This is a genomic window from Azospirillum palustre, assembly GCF_002573965.1.
GTDB classification, from domain to species: Bacteria; Pseudomonadota; Alphaproteobacteria; order Azospirillales; family Azospirillaceae; genus Azospirillum; species Azospirillum palustre.
Map to the genome: position 1 here is coordinate 1,439,813 of NZ_PDKW01000043.1, position 18,595 is coordinate 1,458,407.

Consider the following 18,595-nt stretch of genomic DNA (forward strand, 5'->3'; position numbering starts at 1 on the left):
GGATTACCTAAGGGCGACCTTCTCCACGCAAGGGCGGTACAGCGCATATGACCACGACCAATTCCCCAACCCGCCAGCCCCTGACCATCCTGCTGGCGGCACCGCGCGGTTTCTGCGCCGGGGTGGACCGGGCGATCCAGATCGTCGAGACGGCGCTGGAGCGCTTCGGGGCGCCGGTCTATGTGCGGCACGAGATCGTCCACAACCGCTTCGTGGTCGAAAGCCTGGAGGCCAAGGGCGCCGTCTTCGTCGATGAGCTGACCGAGGTGCCGGACGGCCGCCCGGTGGTGTTCTCCGCCCATGGCGTGCCGAAATCGGTGCCGCAGGCAGCCGAGGCGCGCGGGCTGTTCTATCTCGACGCCACCTGCCCGCTGGTCAGCAAGGTCCACCGCGAGGCGGAACGCCATTACGAGGATGGTAAGCAGATCGTCCTGATCGGCCATGCCGGCCATCCCGAGGTCATCGGCACCATGGGCCAGCTGCCCGCGGGGGCGGTGGTGCTGGTGGAGACGGTGGCCGATGTCGCGACGCTGGAGGTGAGCGACCCGGAAAACCTCGCCTACGCTACCCAGACCACCCTGTCGGTCGACGAGACGACGGAGATTCTGGCAGCCCTCCAGGCCCGTTTCCCCGCCATCGCCGGGCCGAAGAAGGAGGACATCTGCTACGCCACCACCAACCGTCAGGCGGCGGTGAAGGCCATCGCGCCGAAGGTGGAAGCTCTGCTGGTGCTGGGGGCGCCGAACTCCTCCAACTCCAAGCGTCTGGTGGAGGTGGCGAAGACCCATGGCTGCCCGGCCGCCCAGCTGGTCCAGCGCGCCGCCGACATCGACTGGAGCGCGCTCGCCGGCGTCGCCCGCCTCGGCATCACTGCCGGCGCGTCCGCCCCGGAAGTGCTGGTGGAGGAGGTCATCGAGGCCGCCCGCAGCCGCTTCGACGTGACGGTCGAGGAACTGCGCACCGCGACCGAGAACATCGTCTTCAAGCTGCCGCGCGCGTTATCGGTGGAGCAGGAGGCGGTTTGAGGGGGCGTCGCCCCCTCCTTCACCCCTGCCCTCACCCCTGCGCCACCGCCAACAGCCCCTCCACGTCGACGACGCTCTCCAGCCGATCAGCGACCGCATCCAGCGCCCGCTCGACGGCCACGCCATAGCCGAGATCCGACCCGGCGCCTCCCAGCCGGCGCAGATAGGCCGCACGGAAACCGTCGGCGGTGAACAGGCCGTGCAGGTAGCATCCGGCCACCCGCCCGTCCGCCGACTCCGCCCCATCGGTTCCGCCGCCGGCAAGCTCCAGCATCGGCCTCGCCCGGTCGGCCCCCTCGGTGCGGCCCATATGCATCTCGTAGCCCGCCACCGCGGCACCGGTGCGCCGCTCGGTCCCGTGGGCCTCCTCCAGCACCTTGGGCCCCTTCAGCACCGTTTCGACATCCAGCAGCCCCAGCCCGGCCGCCTCGCCGGGCGGGCCTTCGATGCCGTCGGGATCGGCGATGCGCCGGCCCAGCATCTGGTAGCCGCCGCAGATGCCCAGCACCCGGCCGCCGCGCCGCCAATGGGCCATCAGGTCGATGTCCCAGCCCTGCGCCCGCAGGAAGGCGAGGTCGGCGATGGTCGCCTTGGTGCCGGGCAGGATGACCAGATCGCAATCGCCGGGCAGCGGCTGGCCCGGACGCACCATGGTCAGGGCGACACCCGGCTCCTGCGCCAGCGGATCGAAATCGTCGAAATTGGCGATCCGCGACAGCATCGGCACCGCGATGCGCAGCGCCCCGTCGCCGGCCTCCCGCGGCCGGTCGAGCGCAACCGCATCCTCGGCGGGCAGGATCGCTGCCTCCTTGAGCCAGGGCACCACGCCGAAACCGCGCCAGCCGGTGTGGCTCTCGATGATCCGCAGCCCTTCATCGAACAAGCGAACATCGCCGCGGAACTTATTGATGAGAAAGCCCTTGATCCGCTCCTGTTCAGATTTCGGTAGAAGTGCGTGGGTGCCGACCAGACTGGCGATCACGCCGCCGCGGTCGATGTCGCCGACCAGCAGAACCGGCACGTCGGCGGCGGTGGCGAAGCCCATGTTGGCGATGTCGCCGGCCCGCAGATTGACCTCCGCCGGGCTGCCGGCCCCCTCGACAACGACGATGTCGGCCTCGCCCCGCAGCCGCTCGAAACTGTCGAGAACGGTGCCGAGCAGTTCGCGCTTGCGCACCTGATAGTCGGCGGCGCGCGCGGTGCCGACCACCACGCCGCGCACCACCACCTGACTGCCGACATCCGACTGCGGCTTCAGCAGCACCGGGTTCATGTGGACGCTGGGCGCCACGCCACAGGCCCGCGCCTGGAGCGCCTGGGCGCGGCCGATCTCACCGCCGTCCGCCGTGACCGCGGCGTTGTTCGACATGTTCTGCGGCTTGAACGGCCGGACGCTCAGCCCGCGCCGCACCAGCGCCCGGCACAGCCCGGCCACCAGCAGCGACTTGCCGACGTCGGAGCCGGTGCCCTGCAACATGATCGCCCGAGACCGGATAGCTTGTGACGCCATGGCGTCAGAACTCGATGCCGGCCTGGGCCTTCACCCCGGCCTCGAACGGGTGCTTGACCAGAGTCATCTCGGTGACGAGGTCGGCGGCGGCGATCAGCTCCGGCTTGGCGTTGCGGCCGGTGATGCAGACATGCAGGTCCGGCCGGCGGGCGGCCAGCGTCGCCAGCACCTCGTCCAGCGGCAGATAATCCATGCGCAGCACGATGTTCAGCTCGTCCAGCACGATCAGGCGATAGCGCGGATCGGCCATCAGCTCCTTGGCCTTGGCCCAGGCGGCTTCGGCAGCGGCGATGTCGCGGGCGCGGTCCTGGGTGTCCCAGGTGAAGCCCTCGCCCATGGTGTGGAAATCGACCAGATCCTCGAAGCGCTCCAGCGCCACCGTCTCGCCGGTCGACCACGCCCCCTTGACGAACTGCACCATGCCGACGCGCATACCATGGCCGACGGCACGCATCATCAGGCCGAAGGCGGCGGTGGACTTGCCCTTGCCCTTGCCGGTGTGGACCATCAGCAGGCCCTTCTCCACCGTCTTGGAGGCGAGCGCCCGCTCCTGCAATGCCTTGCGCCGCTTCATCTTCTCGGCGTGACGGCGGTTCAGGTCTTCGGTATCGGCAGTCATGCAGGAGTCCCTTTCACGAACATCGGCAGACCGGCGACGGTCAGCACGACGCGCGGCGCCACGGCCGCGATGGATTGGTGCAGGCGGCCGGCATGGTCGCGGAAACGGCGGGCCAGCGCGTTGTCGGGCACGATGCCGAGCCCGACCTCGTTGGAAACGAGCACCACCCGGCCGGGCAGCGCCGGCAGAAGCTCCACCAGCGCCGCGGTTTCCGCAGCGATGTCGGCCTCGGCCATCATCAGGTTGGTCAGCCACAGCGTCAGGCAATCGACCAGGACGCCGGTGCCCTCGGCGGCGTGCCGGCGCAAGCTTCCGGTCAGGTCGCGCGGCTCCTCCACCGTCGTCCAGTCCGGGCCGCGGTCATCGCGGTGCTTCGCCACCCGCTCGGCCATCTCGGCGTCCCACACCTGCGAGGTGGCGATGTAAACACGCGGCCCGCCCGGCGCCGTCACCAGCCCCTCGGCATAGCGGCTCTTTCCCGAGCGGGCGCCGCCCAGCACCAGCGTGACGTCGGCAGTCATTCCCAAACCGTGCCGTCACGGTGGTGGTAGGCACCATCGCGCCAGACCATGTCCTCGTCGGAATAGTCGATCTCGTCGCCGCCGCTGCGGTCGCCGACCTCCAGATAGCTGGCGGGCCGGTCGCTGCGGTTGATCAGGCGATGGCCGTCGGCGACGCCCTGCGGAAAGCCGGCGCACATGCCTGGGGTCAGCAGCGTCTCGCCCGCGTCGGTCACCAGGGTCAGCTCGCCCTCCACCACATAGACGAACTCGTCCTGCCGGCTGTGCCAGTGGCGCAGGGCGGAGGAGGCGCCGGGCACCAGCGTGGTCAGGTTGACGCCGAAATTGCTCAAGCCCAGCGGATCGCCCAGCACTACCCGGTGCCGGCCGGCGACCTGCGACCGGAAGGGCTGCGGATAATCGGTGGCGCCGGTTTCGGCGGTCAGCGTCGCGGGGTCGAGGACCGGTGGATTCGGCACGGGCGCTCTCCGGTTCTGTGTTGCGGGTCCGGACTGTCGCAAACCGCACCGGCGGCGTCAAACGGCTCAAGTCCCCTTACAGAGCAGGCTCTTACAAAGCTGGGTTGCCGGGACCGTGGCTGGACAGGGGCGGTTTCGCCCACCATGCTTATTGCAGCGCAAAACAACAACCTGCGATCCGATGTCCAACCTGGAAATCATCAGCCGCCGCCCTTCTGGCACCGCCAAGATGCCGCCGCTCCTGTTCGTCCACGGCGCCTTCAGCGGCGCCTGGATCTGGGACGCCAAGTTCCTGCCCTGGTTTGCCGAACGGGGATGGGAGGCGCATGCCGTCTCGCTTCGCGGCCACGGCAACAGCGAGGGGGGCGACCGGCTGCATGATTTCGGCATCGCCGATTATGTCGACGACGTGCTGGAAGCGGCGGGCCGCCTGTCCGCCCCCCCGGTGCTGATCGGCCATTCGATGGGCGGCATCGTTGTGCAGCGCGCGCTGGCGAAACGCCGCTTTCCGGCCGGCGTGCTGATGGCGTCGACACCGCCCTACGGCCTGCTGACCTCGACCATGGGGCTGGCCTGGCGCTCGCCCTACGTGTTCCAGCAGATGTCGATGCTGATGGCCTTCGGCGAAAGCGCGTTCGATCCGGACGCCATCCGCCGCGCGATGTTCTCCGACAAGATGCCGCGCGACGAAGCCGCGCAATATGACAGCCGCATGCAGGAGGAATCGCGCCGCGTCCTGCTCGACATCGGCGGCTGGATCCCCTTCCCCGTCCTGCCGCCGCGCGACACGCCGGTGCTGGTGATGGGGGCCGAGGAGGATCTGCTGTTCCCACGCGCCGAAATCGTCGCCACCGCGATGGCGCTTGGAACCCAGCCGGTGTTCATGCCGGGCATGGGCCATGCGATGATGCTGGAACAGGACTGGCAGGCGGCGGCTGAGCGCGTGGAAGGCTGGATCGCCGCAACGGTGACGGCCGAAGCCGCCCCGTCCGCCTCCGCCGTCTGACCCTGCCCGCCCCTATCCCTTCGGCCGTTCCGACCGGGAATAATTGCTGAAATGCCCCTCCCTGGAGGCCTGCCGGCGGGCGGACTGGAGGATGGCGCCGGACTTGCCCTCCGGCGCCACGTTCGACAGCTGGCGGGTCAGGTCGGCACCGCCGCAGGACGGGCAGGCAGGCGTCTCGCCGGAGCGGACCAGGGTCTCGAACCCCTGGCCGCAGGACTGGCAACGGTAGGAATAGAGCGGCATCGCACCCTCGTGGAACGGATCGCACCGGTCCGAGCATGCCGCAATACCCACAACAAGAAAACGGTTTTATTGCGCCGCAACAGCGGAGCGATCAGGCCGCCGCTCCGGCGAAATCGAATCCGGCCGCCTCGACCGCCTGCTGCACCAGTTCGGCCGGGATGCCGCCGGCGACCACGACGGTGCCGGTTGCGAGATCGACGGTCACCGCGGCATTGGGGGCCGCCTTGGTGATCGCGTTCGAAACGGAGCGGGCGCAGCCGCTGCAGGTCATCCCATCCACCTTGTACGCATCGGTCATCGTTACTGGCATCGCCACGGGCTTTCTTTGGATCGGGTCAGCCGCCGGCATGGTGCGTCCGCACCACCGCGCTGACCGGGACAAGAACGAAGCCACGCTTTTGCACATCCGGCAACCAGGATGCCAGAGCCTCGATTGTCGCATCGTGCGGGTGGCCGATGGCGACGGCGTAGCCCTGGCGCTTCGCCACCTGTTCGGTCTTGGTCAGCTGGGCCTTCACCGCCGCCACCGTTTCCACATTGTCGAGGAACACGTCGCGGCCAACCCAGGGCATCTTCAACTCCTGCGCCAGCCCGATTCCAGCGCTGTTGGGCGTCGTCCGGCTGTCCAGCCACAGCAGTCCGCGCCGGTGCAGTTCCGTCAGCACCGGCGCCAGCGCCGCCCGGTCGGCGGTGAATCGGCTGCCCATATGGTTGTTCACCCCGACATAGCCGTCGAAGCTGTCCAGTGCCGCGCGGAACCGCTTCACGATCTCGCCCTTGTCCAGCGAGACCAGCAGCGCGTTCGGACCGGGGTCGGCCTTCACGCTGGGTTCCATCGGCATGTGCAGCATCAGCTCATGCCCGTTGGCGCGGGCCGCCTTCGACTGGGCCGACAGCTCGCGGGCATAGGGCAGCCAGGACAGCGTCAGCGGACCGTGCAGCCCGGCCATCCGGGACGAGCGCTTGCGGTCGAGCCCCATGTCGTCGATGACGATGGCGATAATCGGCCTGCCCTGCGGAACTTCGGCCGGCAGCGCATTCCTGCGCCACAATGCCGCATTGCCCGAGGGCGCCTGCACCGGCGGCTGGGCCGGCGGAACCGGCGGCGGCAGCATCGCCACGGTGGTCGCGGGCGGGCGGGTTTCCGGCTGGGCCGGCTTTTCCGGCACCGCATGCTCCGGGCCGACCGCCGCATGCTGGGCGGGGGCCGGAGCCTCCGCCTTCATCGCCGGCAGCGAGGGCGGCGACGGCGGCACGGCAGCCGGCTGGGGCGGGGCCTGCTGGACCGGAGCCTGTTGAACGGCTGCCTGCTGGGCACGCTCGCCGCCGGACCGGCCACCGGTCAGCGTCGCCACGCCCATCGCCACCGCGAACACCGCAGCGACCGCCGCCAGAGCCAGGACGAAGGGATTCGACAGAAAGGGGGGAAGCGGAACCTTGCGGGCTTTCGAAGGCGCCTTGCGGGCCATGGTGACGATGTCCATCCTGCGACCGGGGCGGCGCACAGTGGCACCCTGCCGCAGCGACCGCAATTGCTCAAACGACACAAGACGGCCGCCGCAATTGCGCCGTCATCCCAACGGCCCGACCAGTCCCCGGAGACCGCCCGATGCGCCCGTTCCTCGTCACCGTCCCGCTGCTGCTGGCCGCCGCCTCTCCGGCACTGGCCGCCGGCGGCCCGCAATGCCCGCCGACCGTCAGCGTGACCGCCCAGCCGGAAGCGCCGGGCGGCTGGGCGCCCTATCCGGGCCGCGACAGCCACGGCTTCATCGGCATCACCCTGATCGAGGGCGACCGCAGCCAGCAGATGGCCACCGCCTCGCGCACCACCCTGGCCCCCGACAGCGAGACCAGGCATGCGCGCCGTCTGGTCCAGCTCTGGGAGTTCGACGCCGCGCAGCGCGGCAAGCTCTTCGTGCTCTGCCGGTATCGCGGCACCGAGGCGACGCTCGCCGCCGACCTGCCGCGCCAGACCCGCCGCTGCACCCTGACGCTGGAAACCGACATCCGCGGCGACGTCCTGGACGAGCCGAAGACACCGCCGCAGCTCGACTGCCGGTGAGGTCGCGAGGCCCCAAGGCGAAGTTCTGCGCGGAGGCTGGAAATCCGCCCTTTCAGCCGCTAGGGTGTCCATCGTTGGAACAGGGCCGGAACGGCCCGGACGACCCGGGCGACGGTGGCCGGGCAAAGGTGGAAGGCGGAAGGCGCATGCTGCTGCTCATCGATAACTACGACAGCTTTACCTACAACCTCGTCCATTACCTGGGCGAGCTTGGCGCCGACGTGCAGGTCCGCCGCAACGACGCCCTGACGGTGGACGAGGCGATGGCGCTCCGCCCCGACGGCATCGTCCTGTCGCCCGGCCCGTGCGATCCCGACCGCGCCGGCATCTGCCTGCCCCTGATCGACGCCGCCGCCAAGGCCCGCCTGCCGCTGATGGGCGTCTGCCTGGGCCACCAGTCGATCGGGCAGGCCTTCGGCGGCCGGGTGATCCGCGCGCCGGTTCCCATGCACGGCAAGGTCGACAACATCCGGCATGAGGGGCGCGGCGTGCTCGCCCGCCTGCCCAGCCCGTTCCGCGCCACCCGCTACCATTCGCTTATCGTCGAGCGCGACACGCTGCCCGCCTGCCTGGAGGTGACCGGCGAGACCGCCGACGGCCTGATCATGGCGCTGGCCCACCGCGAGCTGCCGATCCACGGCGTGCAGTTCCACCCCGAGAGCATCGAGAGCGAGCACGGCCACCAGATCCTGCGGAACTTCCTGGATCTGACCCGTCCCCGCCCGGAAAACGCGTCGCTGGAGACCGCGGCATGAGCGGCGATCTGTCCGACATGAAGGCCATCCTGGGCAAGGTCGCCACCGGCGCCGCCCTGACCGAGGCCGAGGCCGGCTTCGCCTTCGACATCATCATGTCCGGCAACGCCACCCCGTCGCAGATGGGCGGCTTCCTGATGGCGCTGCGCGTCCGCGGCGAGACGGTGGACGAGATCACCGGCGCCGCCCGCGTCATGCGCGCCAAGGCGATCCCGGTCGAAGCGCCTCCCGGCACCATCGACACCTGCGGCACCGGCGGCGACGGCGCCGGCACCTACAACATCTCCACCGCCGCGGCGCTGGTGGTGTCGTCCTGCGGCGTGCCGGTCGCCAAGCACGGCAACCGCGCCATCTCGTCCAAGTCCGGTGCCGCCGACGTGCTCGGTTCGCTGGGCGTCAACCTCGACTGCGACTTCGCGCTGGTCCGCAAGGCGCTGTGGGACGCCGGCATCGCCTTCCTGATGGCGCCGCGCCACCACCTCGCCATGCGCAACGTCGGCCCGACCCGCGTCGAGCTCGGCACCCGCACCGTCTTCAACCTGCTGGGTCCGCTCGCCAACCCGGCGACCGCCAGGCGGCAGGTGCTGGGCGTCTTCTCCAAGCAGTGGGTGGAGCCGCTGGCCCAGGTGCTGAAGCGGCTGGGCTCCGAAGCCGCCTGGGTCGTCCACGGCTCCGACGGGCTGGACGAGATCACCACCACAGGCCCCACCACCGTCGCCCAGTTGAAGGACGGCGAGGTGACGGTGTTCGAGGTGACGCCGGAGGATGCCGGCTTGCCCCGCGCCCGGATCGAGGAGTTGAAGGGCGGCGACGCCCAGGTCAACGCCGAGGCGATCCACGCCCTGTTCGACGGGGTGCGCAGCCCCTACCGCGACATCGTGCTCCTGAACGCCGCCGCCGCCCTGCTGGTGTCCGGCAAGGCCGCGACGCTGAAGGACGGTGTCGCCATGGCCGCCGACGCCATCGACAGCGGCGGCGCCCGCGACCGCCTGCGCCGGCTGGTCGCCATCACCAACGAGGCAGTGGCCTGATGAGCGACGTTCTGACCCGCATCAACGACGACAAGCGCGCCCTGGTGGCCTCCCGCAAGGCCGCCCGTCCCCTGTCGGAGGTTGAGGCCGCCGCCAGGGCCGCCAACGAGACCAACCCGCCGCGCGGCTTCATCCGGGCGCTGAGCGCCGCGGTCGAGGCCGGGCGTTACGGCCTGATCGCCGAGATCAAGAAGGCCAGCCCGTCCAAGGGCCTGATCCGTCCCGATTTCGACCCGCCAGCCCTGGCCCGTGCCTACCGCGAGGGCGGGGCGACCTGCCTGTCGGTGCTGACCGACGAGCCTTATTTCCAGGGCAAGGACGAGTATCTGGTGGCCGCCCGCGCCGCGGTGGATTTGCCGGTTCTGCGCAAGGACTTCATGGTCGATCCTTATCAGATCGTTGAAGCCCGCGCGCTGGGGGCCGACTGCATCCTGATCATCATGGCGTCGCTGTCCGATGCCCAGGCGGCGGAGATCGAGGACGCCGCCATCGCCCAGGGGCTGGACGTGCTGGTCGAGGTGCATGACCGCGCCGAACTGGACCGCGCGCTGCTGCTGAAGACGCCGCTGCTGGGCGTCAACAACCGCAATCTCAAGACCTTGTCGGTCGATATTGCGACGACGGAAGAGCTGGCCGCCAACGTGCCGGCCGACCGCATGCTGGTGGCGGAAAGCGGGCTCTACAGCCCCGCCGATCTGGCCCGGATGGCGAAGGTCGGGGCGCGCTCCTTCCTGGTCGGCGAATCGCTGATGCGGCAGGCCGACGTCACCGCCGCCACCCGCGCCCTGCTGGCTCCGGTGTGATGCGATGACCGATGTGGTGGCCCAGGTGGCGGCGGATGTCGTGATCGCCGCGGAGAGCCCGCGCCAGGATGCCGTGATCGCGCTGGTGGCGGCGCTCGACCGCTATCTGCTGGACCTCTATCCGGCAGACACCTGCCACCTGCTCGACATCGGCGAACTGGAGGCGCCTGACCTGCGCTTCCTCGTCGCCCGCAAGGACGGCGTTCCGGTCGGCTGCGCCGCACTCCGCGTCGATCCGGCCGGCTATGGCGAGATCAAGCGGATGTATGTCGATCCCGCCGCCCGCGGACAGCGCATCGGCGACCGTCTGCTCGCCCGGCTGGAGGAGCAGGCGCGGGCGGAGGGCCTGAACGCCCTGCTGCTCGAATCGGGCATCCATCAGCCCGAGGCGCTGGCGCTCTACCGCAAGGCCGGCTTCACCGACCGCGGCCCCTACGCCTGCTACCAAGACAATGGCGTCAGCGTCTTCATGGAAAAATTTCTGACGGAGACCGTGCGATGACCGGCTTCACCCATTTCGACGCCGAGGGCAAGGCGGTGATGGTCGATGTCTCCGACAAGGCCGACACCGAGCGCACCGCCACCGCCGCGGCGACCGTGCTGATGCAGCCGGAAACCCTTGATCTCATCATGCAGGGCGGGGTGAAGAAGGGCGACGTGCTGTCGGTCGCCCGGCTGGCCGGCATCATGGGGGCCAAACGCACGCCCGACCTGATCCCGCTGTGCCACCCGCTGATGCTGACCTCGGTCAAGGTCGACCTGTCCTGCGACCCCGCCCGCAACGCGGTGGACGTGACGGCGACCTGCAAGCTGAAGGGCCAGACCGGCGTGGAGATGGAGGCGCTGACCGCCGTCACCATCGCGGCATTGACCGTCTACGACATGTGCAAGGCGGTGGACCGCGGGATGACCGTTACCGACGTGCGTCTGCTGCACAAGGCCGGCGGCAAGAGCGGCGAGTGGGGCGCGTCCACCTCCTCCACCGGAGCCTGACCCCATGATCTCCGTCGCCGAGGCGCGCGCCCGCATCCTGTCGGCCTTCGCCGCCCTCCCGGCGGAGACGGTCGCCCTGCCCGACGCTCTCGGCCGCGTGCTGGCCGAACCGGTGGTCGCCCGGCTGACCCAGCCGCCCTTCCATGCCGCCGCCATGGATGGCTGGGCCGTGCGTGCCGCCGACATCGCCGCCGCGACCGCCGAGGCCCCCGTCCTGCTGAGCCGCATCGGCGAATCCGCCGCCGGCCACGCCTTCACCGGCAGGGTCGGCCGGGGCGATGCGGTGCGCATCTTCACCGGCGCCCCCCTGCCCGACGGTGCCGACGCCGTGGTGATGCAGGAGGATTGCAGCGCCGACGACGCCATCGTGCGGATCGGCCGCGCCGTCGCCGCCGGCCGCTTCGTCCGCGAGGCCGGCTTCGACTTCACGGCCGGCCAGGAGCTTCTGCCGAAGGGCCGGCGCCTGACCGCCCGCGACATTGCGCTGGCCGCCGGCGGCAACGTGCCGTGGCTGTCGGTCCACCGCCGGCCGCGTATCGCCATCCTCGCCACCGGCGACGAGATCGCCCTGCCCGGCGACCCGCTGGGTCCGAGCCAGATCGTCAGCACAAATGCGCTCGGCCTCTGCGCCCTGGTGGCCGCCCAGGGCGGGCTCGCCCACAATCTGGGCGTCGCCAAGGACACGCCGGAGAGCGTGGCGGCCCTGGCGAAGGGGGCCGCCGGCTGCGACCTGCTGGTCACCACCGGCGGGGCGGCACATGGCGATTACGATTTCGTGCGCGATGTGCTGGCCGAACGCGGCGTGGCGCTGGAGGTGCAGACGGTGGCGATGCGTCCGGGCAAGGCCTTGATGTTCGGCCGTGCCGGATCGGTGCCGCTGCTGGGATTGCCCGGCAACCCGGTGTCCACCGGCGTCACCGCGCTCCTGTTCCTCCGCCCGATCCTGCGCGTGCTGCAGGGCCTGCCGCCGGAGGACGACCGCCTGCCGCTGCGCGCCCGCTTGACCGGCCCGCTGAGGGCCAACGACCGGCGCGAGGAATATCTGCGCGCCACGCTGGCCGCCGGCCCGGACGGTGTCCTGACCGTGACGCCCTTCGCCCGGCAGGACAGCGCCATCACCACCCTGTACGCCCAGGCCGATTGCCTGATTCCCCGCCCGCCCCATGCCGATCCCGAGCCGGCCGGCGCGATGGTGACCGTGCTTCCTTTGACGGATGGAGCGCTCAGCATTTAGACTTGGGCGAGGCGCCTGGAACGGCGCTTGGACGAGCACTGGAACAGGTGAACATCCCCCGGAAAACTGTTTCACCGCGTTCCAAATGTTCCACACAAGTTCTAAAAGAAGCCGATGCGGGGCTTGACGCGCAGCAGGAACCAAACTAGAACATGGAGCAACGTTTAGTTTTTGTTCCATCTTCAGTCTGGCCGAGGCCGGGAGGCATCCATGCTCACGCGCAAGCAGCACGAATTGCTGCTGTTCATCCACGAACGGCTTGGCCAGGGCGGTGTCTCGCCGTCGTTCGACGAGATGAAGGACGCCCTGGGCCTGAAGTCCAAGTCGGGTATCCATCGCCTGATCACCGGGCTGGAGGAGCGCGGGTTCATCCGCCGCCTGCCCCATCGGGCCCGTGCGCTGGAGGTTCTGCGCCTTCCCGAGGGTCTCGACGCCTCCCGCAACCGGACCGCGGCTCCCAAGCCGAAGTTCCAGCCCAACGTCATCAAGGGCGATTTCGCCTTCGCCGGCCGCGATGCCGCTTCCCCCGCCCCGACCCCGGCCGCCGCGAACGAGACGGTGCAGCTCCCGCTCTATGGCCGGATCGCCGCCGGTACGCCGATCGAGGCCCTGCGCGACAACAGCGCCTTCGTCGACGTTCCGGCCTCGATGTTGACCGGTGGCGACCATTATGCGCTGGAGGTTTCCGGCGACTCGATGATCGAAGCCGGCATCCTCGACCACGACACCATCGTCATCCAGCGCTGCGATGCGGCCGAAAACGGCACGATTGTCGTCGCTCTGGTGGACGAGGGCGAAGTGACGCTGAAGCGCCTGCGCCGCAAGGGCAACACCATCGCCCTGGAGCCCGCCAACGCCGCCTACGAAACCCGCATCTTCGGCGCCGACCGCGTCCGCGTGCAGGGCAAGCTGGTCGGTCTGGTGCGCAAGTACTGAGCTTTTCGTGCCCGGCCGCCGCTCCCCTCCTCCGCCCCTGCGGAGGAGGGGAGCGGCGAGGTCCAAGCTCCTCTCACTTCCCTCCGGTCCAGGGCCGATCTCCCCTCAGCCCGCGCACCGTCTTCACCGCCACCCCCTCGGCGGTCACCGTCAGCGTATGCGCGCCTTCATGGCGCAGGATCCAGCGGTCCACCACCAGCTCCCCCCGGCAGCGCCGCGCCACCTCCGCCGTCACCACCGCATCGACCGCCCCGCAGTCCTCGTCCAGCGCATCCGGCAGCCGCAACAAGGCCACCGTCTTTCCCTGCACCCGGTACAGGCAGCCAAGTGCGTCGCAGTCCAGCGAGCGCCCTCCCCCGCTCCATCCCCCGTCACCCGGCCAGGGATCGGCCGGCGACCGCTCGCCATCGCGCTCCCGCCAGGTTTCGGTCATCCGCCCGCCGCCCTTGACCGACGCGCTGAGCCGTCCGTCCGGCAGCCTGACCGCCATCACCGTGCCGTCGCCGGCCACCAGCACATCCGGCCGCACCGCCAGCATCGGCGAGGCCAGTCCCGCCAGGACCGGCAGCATCCCCAGCCAACGCCACCACCGCGTCCACAGGCACAGCCAAATCCCACCCATCACCAGCAGCGCGAACCCGTCCGCCGGCATCGCCGGCACGGTCAGCGACGCCCAGGGGAGGCGGCCGAAGAACTCCGCCGTCCAGATCACCGCCCGGTCACCCCAGTTCATGGCGATCAGCGCCGGCGCCTCCAGCCCGAAGGGCAGCAGCGCGTAGGCGATCAGACTCCACGGCATGACCCAGAAGGACGTGATGGGAATGGCGATCAGGTTCGACAGAACGCCATAGAAAGCGATCTGCTGGAAATGGAAGAGCGAGAAGGGCAAGGTCGCCAGCGTCGCCACCACGCTGGTCAGCAGAATTCCGCCGACATAGAGCAGCCCGCGCACGATCCACCCCGCATCGCGCCGCCATTCCGCCAGCCTGACGCTGCCCTTTTCGAATGCGGCGATCAGCGCCACCACGGCGGCGAAGGACATCTGGAAGCTCGGCCCCAGCATCCCCTCCGGGTCCATCGCCATGGTGACCAGCCCGGCGAAGGCGACCAGCCGCATGCTCAACGGGTGGCGGTCCAGCATGATCGCTCCCATCACCATGCCGGTCATCAGCACCGACCGCACCGTCGGCAGGGGCGCCCCGACCAGCAGCGTATAGCCAAGCGCCGACAGGATGCCGAACAGCGCCGCGATCTTCTTGATCGGCCACCGCAGGGCGATATAGGGCACCGCCGCCAGCAATGCCCGCACGACATAGAACAGGATGCCGGCGGCGATGCCGACATGCAGGCCGGAGATCGACAGCAGATGCGCCAGCCCGCTGTTGCGGAAGTCGTCCATCGTCGCTTCCGGGATGCCGAACTCCTCGCCGTTCAGCAGCGCCGTTGTGACGCTCGCCTCCACCGGATCGCCGATGGCAACCGCCACCCGCTCGGCAATCGCGCCGCGCGCCTTCTCGAAGGCGATGGCAACCGTGCTCCACCCCGTTACCGGCGGCGCCTCGACCAGTTCCGGCGCACCGGTGGCAAAGCCCGTGCCGCCCAGCCCCATGAACCAGGCCCGCCTCTGGAAGTCGAAGGCTCCGGGTTCGGCCGGCGCCTGCGGCGGCAGCAGCGTCGCCCGCAGCCGCACCACCGATCCGGGCGTCGGTGCCGGGAAGCGGTCAGACAGGCGGACCCGCAAGGCGGCCGGCGTCCGTTCCGGCGCCAGCTTGCTGACGGTCACGTCCCGCAGGGTGATCCGTGTCGCACCCGGCCGCCGCTCCACCGCCATCACGCGGCCGGTGACGGTCGCACCGGCGATGCTGCGGCTCAGGACCGGTGCCGCCATGTGGATGGTGTGCGCCTGCGCCACCAGGAGCCCCGCCGCCAGCATCAGCAGCGCCATCGCCACGCCGGCCATGGCGAACCATCGCCGCAGCGCCAGCACCAGCACCATGCAGCCGCCGACCGCCGCCGCGCCGATCCACCAGTCGGGCTCCTGCCGCAGCCCGAAATAGAGCGATACACCCGCCCCGAAGGCGACGGGCAGCCACAGCACCCAGCGCTCGCCCTCCGCCTCCGCGAGCGCCACGAGTCGCCCGCCCCCGCGCGCCAGCAGGCGCCGCCAGCGTCCGCCGGGCATCGGGGGAGCGTCGGTTTCCTCCCCCGGCCAGCCTGCGGCCGTCACCGGTAACGGATTCCAGGCGCAGCGATGCCGCCTGCGAGCCCCTCAACGACCGTCCATGCGCGCATCGCATTGCCTCCAAGCCGGGTGGCTGTGTTAAACCACGGTGTCGAACCACCGGCGCATCATATCAGCGCCGAACCGGAAATTGAGAGACCGATGACCGTCGTCACCCGCTTCGCTCCGTCGCCGACCGGCTTTCTGCACATCGGCGGTGGCCGCACCGCCCTGTTCAACTGGCTGTACGCCCGCAACACCGGCGGCAAGTTCCTGCTGCGGATCGAAGACACCGACCGGCAACGCTCGACCGACGCGGCGGTGGACGCCATCATCGACGGGCTGAAGTGGCTGGGTCTGGATTGGGACGGCGACGCCGTCAGCCAGTTCGAGCGCAAGGACCGCCATGCCGAGGTCGCGCACCAGATGCTGGCCGCCGGCAAGGCCTATCGCTGCTATTGCAGCCCGGAAGAGCTGGAGGAGATGCGCGCCGCGCAGAAGGCCGCCGGCCAGCCGATGCGCTACGATGGCCGCTGGCGCGACCGTCCCGAGTCCGATGCTCCTCCGGGCGTGGCGCCGGTGATCCGCCTGAAGGCGCCGCAGGAAGGCCAGACCGTCCTGAACGACCTCGTCCAGGGCGAGGTGACGGTGCAGAACGCCCAGCTCGACGACCTGATCCTGCTGCGCGCCGACGGCACGCCGACCTATCTGCTGGCGGTGGTGGTGGACGACCACGACATGGGCGTCACCCACGTCATCCGCGGCGACGACCATCTGACCAACACCTTCCGCCAGATCCAGATCTTCAACTCGATGGGCTGGGACCTGCCGCGCTTCGGCCATATCCCGCTCATCCACGGGCCGGACGGCGCCAAGCTGTCCAAGCGCCATGGCGCGTTGGGCGTCGATGCCTACCGCGACATGGGCTATCTGCCGGAGGCGGTGCGCAACTATCTGCTGCGGCTCGGCTGGTCGCATGGCGACGACGAGATCATCTCGACCGAGCAGGCGATCGAGTGGTTCAATCTGGAAAGCATCGGCCGATCGGCGTCGCGCTTCGACTTCGCCAAGCTGGAGAATCTGAACGCCCATTACATGCGCCTGGCCGACGATTCCCGCCTGCTCGGCCTGATCGCCCCGCGGCTGGAAGCCGATCTCGGCCGCAGCCTGTCCGAGGCGGAACGCGACCTTCTGACGCGGGCGATGAGCGGGCTGAAGCAGCGCGCCCGCACCGTCGTCGATCTGGCCCAGAGCGCACGCTTCTATGTCGCGCCGCAGCCGCTCAGCTATGACGAAAAAGCAACCGCCCTGTTGGACGAAAAGGGCCGCAACCTGTTGAAGGAACTGGCCGCCGCCTTTGCCGCCGAGCCGGACTTCACCGCCGCCGCGCTCGAATCCCAGGTCCGCGCCTTCGCCGAGGCACGGGGCGAAAAGCTGGGCAAGGTGGCGCAGCCGCTGCGCGCCGCACTGACCGGTTCGACGGTGTCGCCGCCGATCTTCGAGGTGGCCGAACTGCTGGGTCGGGAAGCGACGCTTTCTCGCATCCGCGATGCAGCGGGTGCAGCATAATGGTCATTTCCGTGCGTTGCCATCGGGCAGCCATGGAACTATGCTGCGCGACGAAAAAAGGGCGCCAAGCCCGACCCTCAACGATAAGGACGTGCCGAGATGACCCAGACTGAGGACGGCAAGGACACCGTTACCCTCATCGACAATAAGACGGGCAAGCAGGTCACGATGCCGATCATGCACGGCAGCGTCGGGCCGAGCGTGATCGACATCCGCAAGCTCTACGCCGAGACCGGCTATTTCACCTACGATCCGGGCTTCACCTCCACGGGCAGCTGCGAGTCCGGCATCACCTACATCGACGGCGACGAGGGTGTGCTGCTGCACCGCGGCTACGCCATCGATGAGCTGGCCGAGCATTCGACCTTCCCGGAAGTCTGCTTCCTCCTGCTCAACAACCACCTGCCGACCGCGGCCGAGCGCACGGATTTCGAGAACATCCTGCGCCGCCACTCGATGGTGCATGAGCAACTGACCAAGTTCTACAGCGGCTTCCGCCGTGACGCCCACCCGATGGCGATCATGTGCGGCGTCGTCGGCGCCCTGTCGGCCTTCTACCATGACTCGCTCGACATCAACGATCCGACCGCGCGCAAGATCGCCGCGCATCGCCTGATCGCCAAGATGCCGACGATCGCGGCGATGGCCTACAAGTACTCGACCGGCCAGCCCTTCATGTATCCGCGCAACGACCTGTCCTACGCGGAAAACTTCCTCTACATGACCTTCGGCACGCCCTGCGAGCCGTTCAAGGTCAACCCGATCCTGTCCAAGGCGATGGACAAGATCTTCATCCTGCACGCCGACCACGAGCAGAACGCCTCGACCTCCACCGTCCGTCTGGCCGGTTCGTCGGGCGCCAACCCGTTCGCCTGCATCGCCGCCGGCATCGCCTCGCTGTGGGGTCCGGCCCATGGCGGTGCGAACGAAGCCGTGCTGAAGATGCTGGAAGAGATCGGTTCGGTGGATCGCATCCCCGAGTTCGTCCGCCGCGCCAAGGACAAGAACGACAACTTCCGCCTGATGGGCTTCGGCCACCGGGTCTACAAGAACTACGACCCGCGCGCCCAGGTCATGCGCCAGACCTGCCACGAGGTTCTCGGCGAGCTCGGCATCAAGGACGAGCCGCTGCTGGACATCGCGATGGAGCTGGAGAAGATCGCCCTGTCGGACGAGTACTTCATCGAGAAGAAGCTCTATCCGAACGTCGACTTCTACTCGGGCATCATCCTGAAGGCGATGGGCTTCCCGACCAGCATGTTCACCGTGCTGTTCGCGCTGGCCCGCACCGTCGGCTGGATCAGCCAGTGGAAGGAGATGATCGAGGACCCGGTGCAGAAGATCGGCCGTCCGCGTCAGCTCTACACCGGCGACGTCAAGCGGCCGTTCGTGCCGCTGGCCGAGCGTGGCTAACCGGCCCACAGCCCATATCGGACTGGGCGGCTCCAACGGAGCCGCCCAGGACCCGACTGCGTACATCGTTCCGGCTCGGCGGGTGCGTCTGCGCCCGCCGGCCAACGACAACCGGGCACCGCTTGGCTGGCGCGTCCGCCGGTTGGTCGTCTATCTGCTGATCCTGGCGCTGATCGCCGGGATCGTCTTCGTCTGA

The 18,595-nt window shown here is 69.3% G+C and carries 21 protein-coding genes; 13 read left to right on the top strand and 8 right to left on the bottom strand.

All coding sequences use genetic code 11. The features are described from left to right. Positions 1–47: 47 nt before the first annotated feature. Positions 48–1,025, top strand: a complete 978-nt coding sequence (ispH, locus tag CRT60_RS29130; protein ID WP_098739949.1) for a 4-hydroxy-3-methylbut-2-enyl diphosphate reductase — start codon at positions 48–50, stop codon at positions 1,023–1,025. A gap of 31 nt (positions 1,026–1,056) precedes the next feature. On the opposite strand, the gene CRT60_RS29135 is transcribed toward ispH, so the two are convergent. The 4 genes from CRT60_RS29135 to CRT60_RS29150 are packed head-to-tail and all read right to left on the bottom strand — an operon-like array spanning position 1,057 to position 4,133. Further along, positions 1,057–2,535, bottom strand: a complete 1,479-nt coding sequence (locus CRT60_RS29135; protein ID WP_161958132.1) for a cobyric acid synthase — start codon at positions 2,533–2,535, stop codon at positions 1,057–1,059. A 4-nt stretch (positions 2,536–2,539) separates the two neighbouring features. Then, entirely contained in the window at positions 2,540–3,154 is a 615-nt protein-coding gene (cobO, locus tag CRT60_RS29140) for a cob(I)yrinic acid a,c-diamide adenosyltransferase (RefSeq protein WP_098739950.1), read from the bottom strand. Next, the gene (gene cobU / locus CRT60_RS29145) at positions 3,151–3,675 is read right to left on the bottom strand and encodes a bifunctional adenosylcobinamide kinase/adenosylcobinamide-phosphate guanylyltransferase (RefSeq protein ID WP_098739951.1); all 525 of its coding nucleotides are present in this window, start codon (positions 3,673–3,675) and stop codon (positions 3,151–3,153) included. The genes cobO and cobU overlap by 4 nt, the downstream gene beginning before the upstream one ends. Next, positions 3,672–4,133: a cupin domain-containing protein gene (locus tag CRT60_RS29150; RefSeq protein ID WP_098739952.1), complete on the bottom strand. Its 462-nt coding sequence runs from the start codon at positions 4,131–4,133 to the stop codon at positions 3,672–3,674. Before CRT60_RS29150 ends, cobU begins: the two co-directional genes overlap by 4 nt. Positions 4,134–4,314: 181 nt before the next feature. Between CRT60_RS29150 and CRT60_RS29155 the strand changes: the two genes are divergently transcribed. Further along, positions 4,315–5,139: an alpha/beta hydrolase gene (locus tag CRT60_RS29155; protein WP_098739953.1), complete on the top strand. Its 825-nt coding sequence runs from the start codon at positions 4,315–4,317 to the stop codon at positions 5,137–5,139. A gap of 12 nt (positions 5,140–5,151) precedes the next feature. Here CRT60_RS29155 and CRT60_RS29160 read toward each other — a convergent pair whose 3' ends face one another. The 3 genes from CRT60_RS29160 to CRT60_RS37615 form a co-directional block, all read right to left on the bottom strand. Continuing rightward, positions 5,152–5,382 (bottom strand): FmdB family zinc ribbon protein, encoded by a 231-nt coding sequence (locus CRT60_RS29160; RefSeq protein ID WP_098739954.1) that lies wholly within the window; start codon positions 5,380–5,382, stop codon positions 5,152–5,154. Positions 5,383–5,473: 91 nt separating this feature from the next. Continuing rightward, entirely contained in the window at positions 5,474–5,692 is a 219-nt protein-coding gene (locus tag CRT60_RS29165; protein ID WP_342210687.1) for a heavy-metal-associated domain-containing protein, read from the bottom strand. A gap of 25 nt (positions 5,693–5,717) precedes the next feature. Then, entirely contained in the window at positions 5,718–6,866 is a 1,149-nt protein-coding gene (locus CRT60_RS37615; protein WP_280177252.1) for a divergent polysaccharide deacetylase family protein, read from the bottom strand. Positions 6,867–6,991: 125 nt separating this feature from the next. On the opposite strand from CRT60_RS37615, the gene CRT60_RS29175 reads away from it, so the two are divergent. The 8 genes from CRT60_RS29175 (at position 6,992) to lexA (ending at position 13,196) form a co-directional block, all read left to right on the top strand. After that, positions 6,992–7,444, top strand: coding sequence for an STY0301 family protein (locus CRT60_RS29175; protein WP_098739956.1), 453 nt, complete (start codon positions 6,992–6,994; stop codon positions 7,442–7,444). Between the two features lie 146 nt (positions 7,445–7,590). Further along, entirely contained in the window at positions 7,591–8,199 is a 609-nt protein-coding gene (locus tag CRT60_RS29180) for an anthranilate synthase component II (protein ID WP_098739957.1), read from the top strand. After that, on the top strand, positions 8,196–9,230 hold the full coding sequence (trpD, locus tag CRT60_RS29185) for an anthranilate phosphoribosyltransferase (RefSeq protein WP_098739958.1): 1,035 nt from the start codon (positions 8,196–8,198) through the stop codon (positions 9,228–9,230). Before CRT60_RS29180 ends, trpD begins: the two co-directional genes overlap by 4 nt. Then, a complete protein-coding gene (trpC, locus tag CRT60_RS29190) occupies positions 9,230–10,033 on the top strand; it encodes an indole-3-glycerol phosphate synthase TrpC (RefSeq protein WP_098739959.1) in 804 nt (267 codons plus the stop codon). Before trpD ends, trpC begins: the two co-directional genes overlap by 1 nt. Positions 10,034–10,037: 4 nt before the next feature. Next, positions 10,038–10,535 carry a GNAT family N-acetyltransferase gene (locus CRT60_RS29195; RefSeq protein WP_098739960.1) on the top strand — a complete coding sequence of 166 codons (498 nt, stop codon included), beginning with the start codon at positions 10,038–10,040 and terminating at the stop codon, positions 10,533–10,535. Beyond that, on the top strand, positions 10,532–11,026 hold the full coding sequence (gene moaC / locus CRT60_RS29200; RefSeq protein WP_098739961.1) for a cyclic pyranopterin monophosphate synthase MoaC: 495 nt from the start codon (positions 10,532–10,534) through the stop codon (positions 11,024–11,026). The genes CRT60_RS29195 and moaC overlap by 4 nt, the downstream gene beginning before the upstream one ends. 4 nt (positions 11,027–11,030) lie before the next feature. Continuing rightward, a complete protein-coding gene (locus tag CRT60_RS29205) occupies positions 11,031–12,260 on the top strand; it encodes a molybdopterin molybdotransferase MoeA (RefSeq protein WP_098739962.1) in 1,230 nt (409 codons plus the stop codon). A 210-nt stretch (positions 12,261–12,470) separates the two neighbouring features. Next, entirely contained in the window at positions 12,471–13,196 is a 726-nt protein-coding gene (gene lexA, locus CRT60_RS29210; protein WP_098739963.1) for a transcriptional repressor LexA, read from the top strand. A gap of 73 nt (positions 13,197–13,269) precedes the next feature. Here lexA and CRT60_RS37620 read toward each other — a convergent pair whose 3' ends face one another. Beyond that, positions 13,270–15,423: a ComEC/Rec2 family competence protein gene (locus CRT60_RS37620; protein WP_098739964.1), complete on the bottom strand. Its 2,154-nt coding sequence runs from the start codon at positions 15,421–15,423 to the stop codon at positions 13,270–13,272. A gap of 156 nt (positions 15,424–15,579) precedes the next feature. Here CRT60_RS37620 and gltX point away from each other — a divergent pair, with 156 nt between their 5' ends. From gltX to CRT60_RS35910, 3 genes are all read left to right on the top strand, one after another. Continuing rightward, positions 15,580–16,986 carry a glutamate--tRNA ligase gene (gene gltX, locus CRT60_RS29220; protein WP_098739965.1) on the top strand — a complete coding sequence of 469 codons (1,407 nt, stop codon included), beginning with the start codon at positions 15,580–15,582 and terminating at the stop codon, positions 16,984–16,986. A 99-nt stretch (positions 16,987–17,085) separates the two neighbouring features. Then, complete coding sequence (gene gltA, locus CRT60_RS29225) at positions 17,086–18,399, top strand: citrate synthase (RefSeq protein ID WP_098739966.1); 1,314 nt, start codon at positions 17,086–17,088, stop codon at positions 18,397–18,399. After that, a complete protein-coding gene (locus CRT60_RS35910) occupies positions 18,392–18,595 on the top strand; it encodes a hypothetical protein (protein WP_143273409.1) in 204 nt (67 codons plus the stop codon). Before gltA ends, CRT60_RS35910 begins: the two co-directional genes overlap by 8 nt.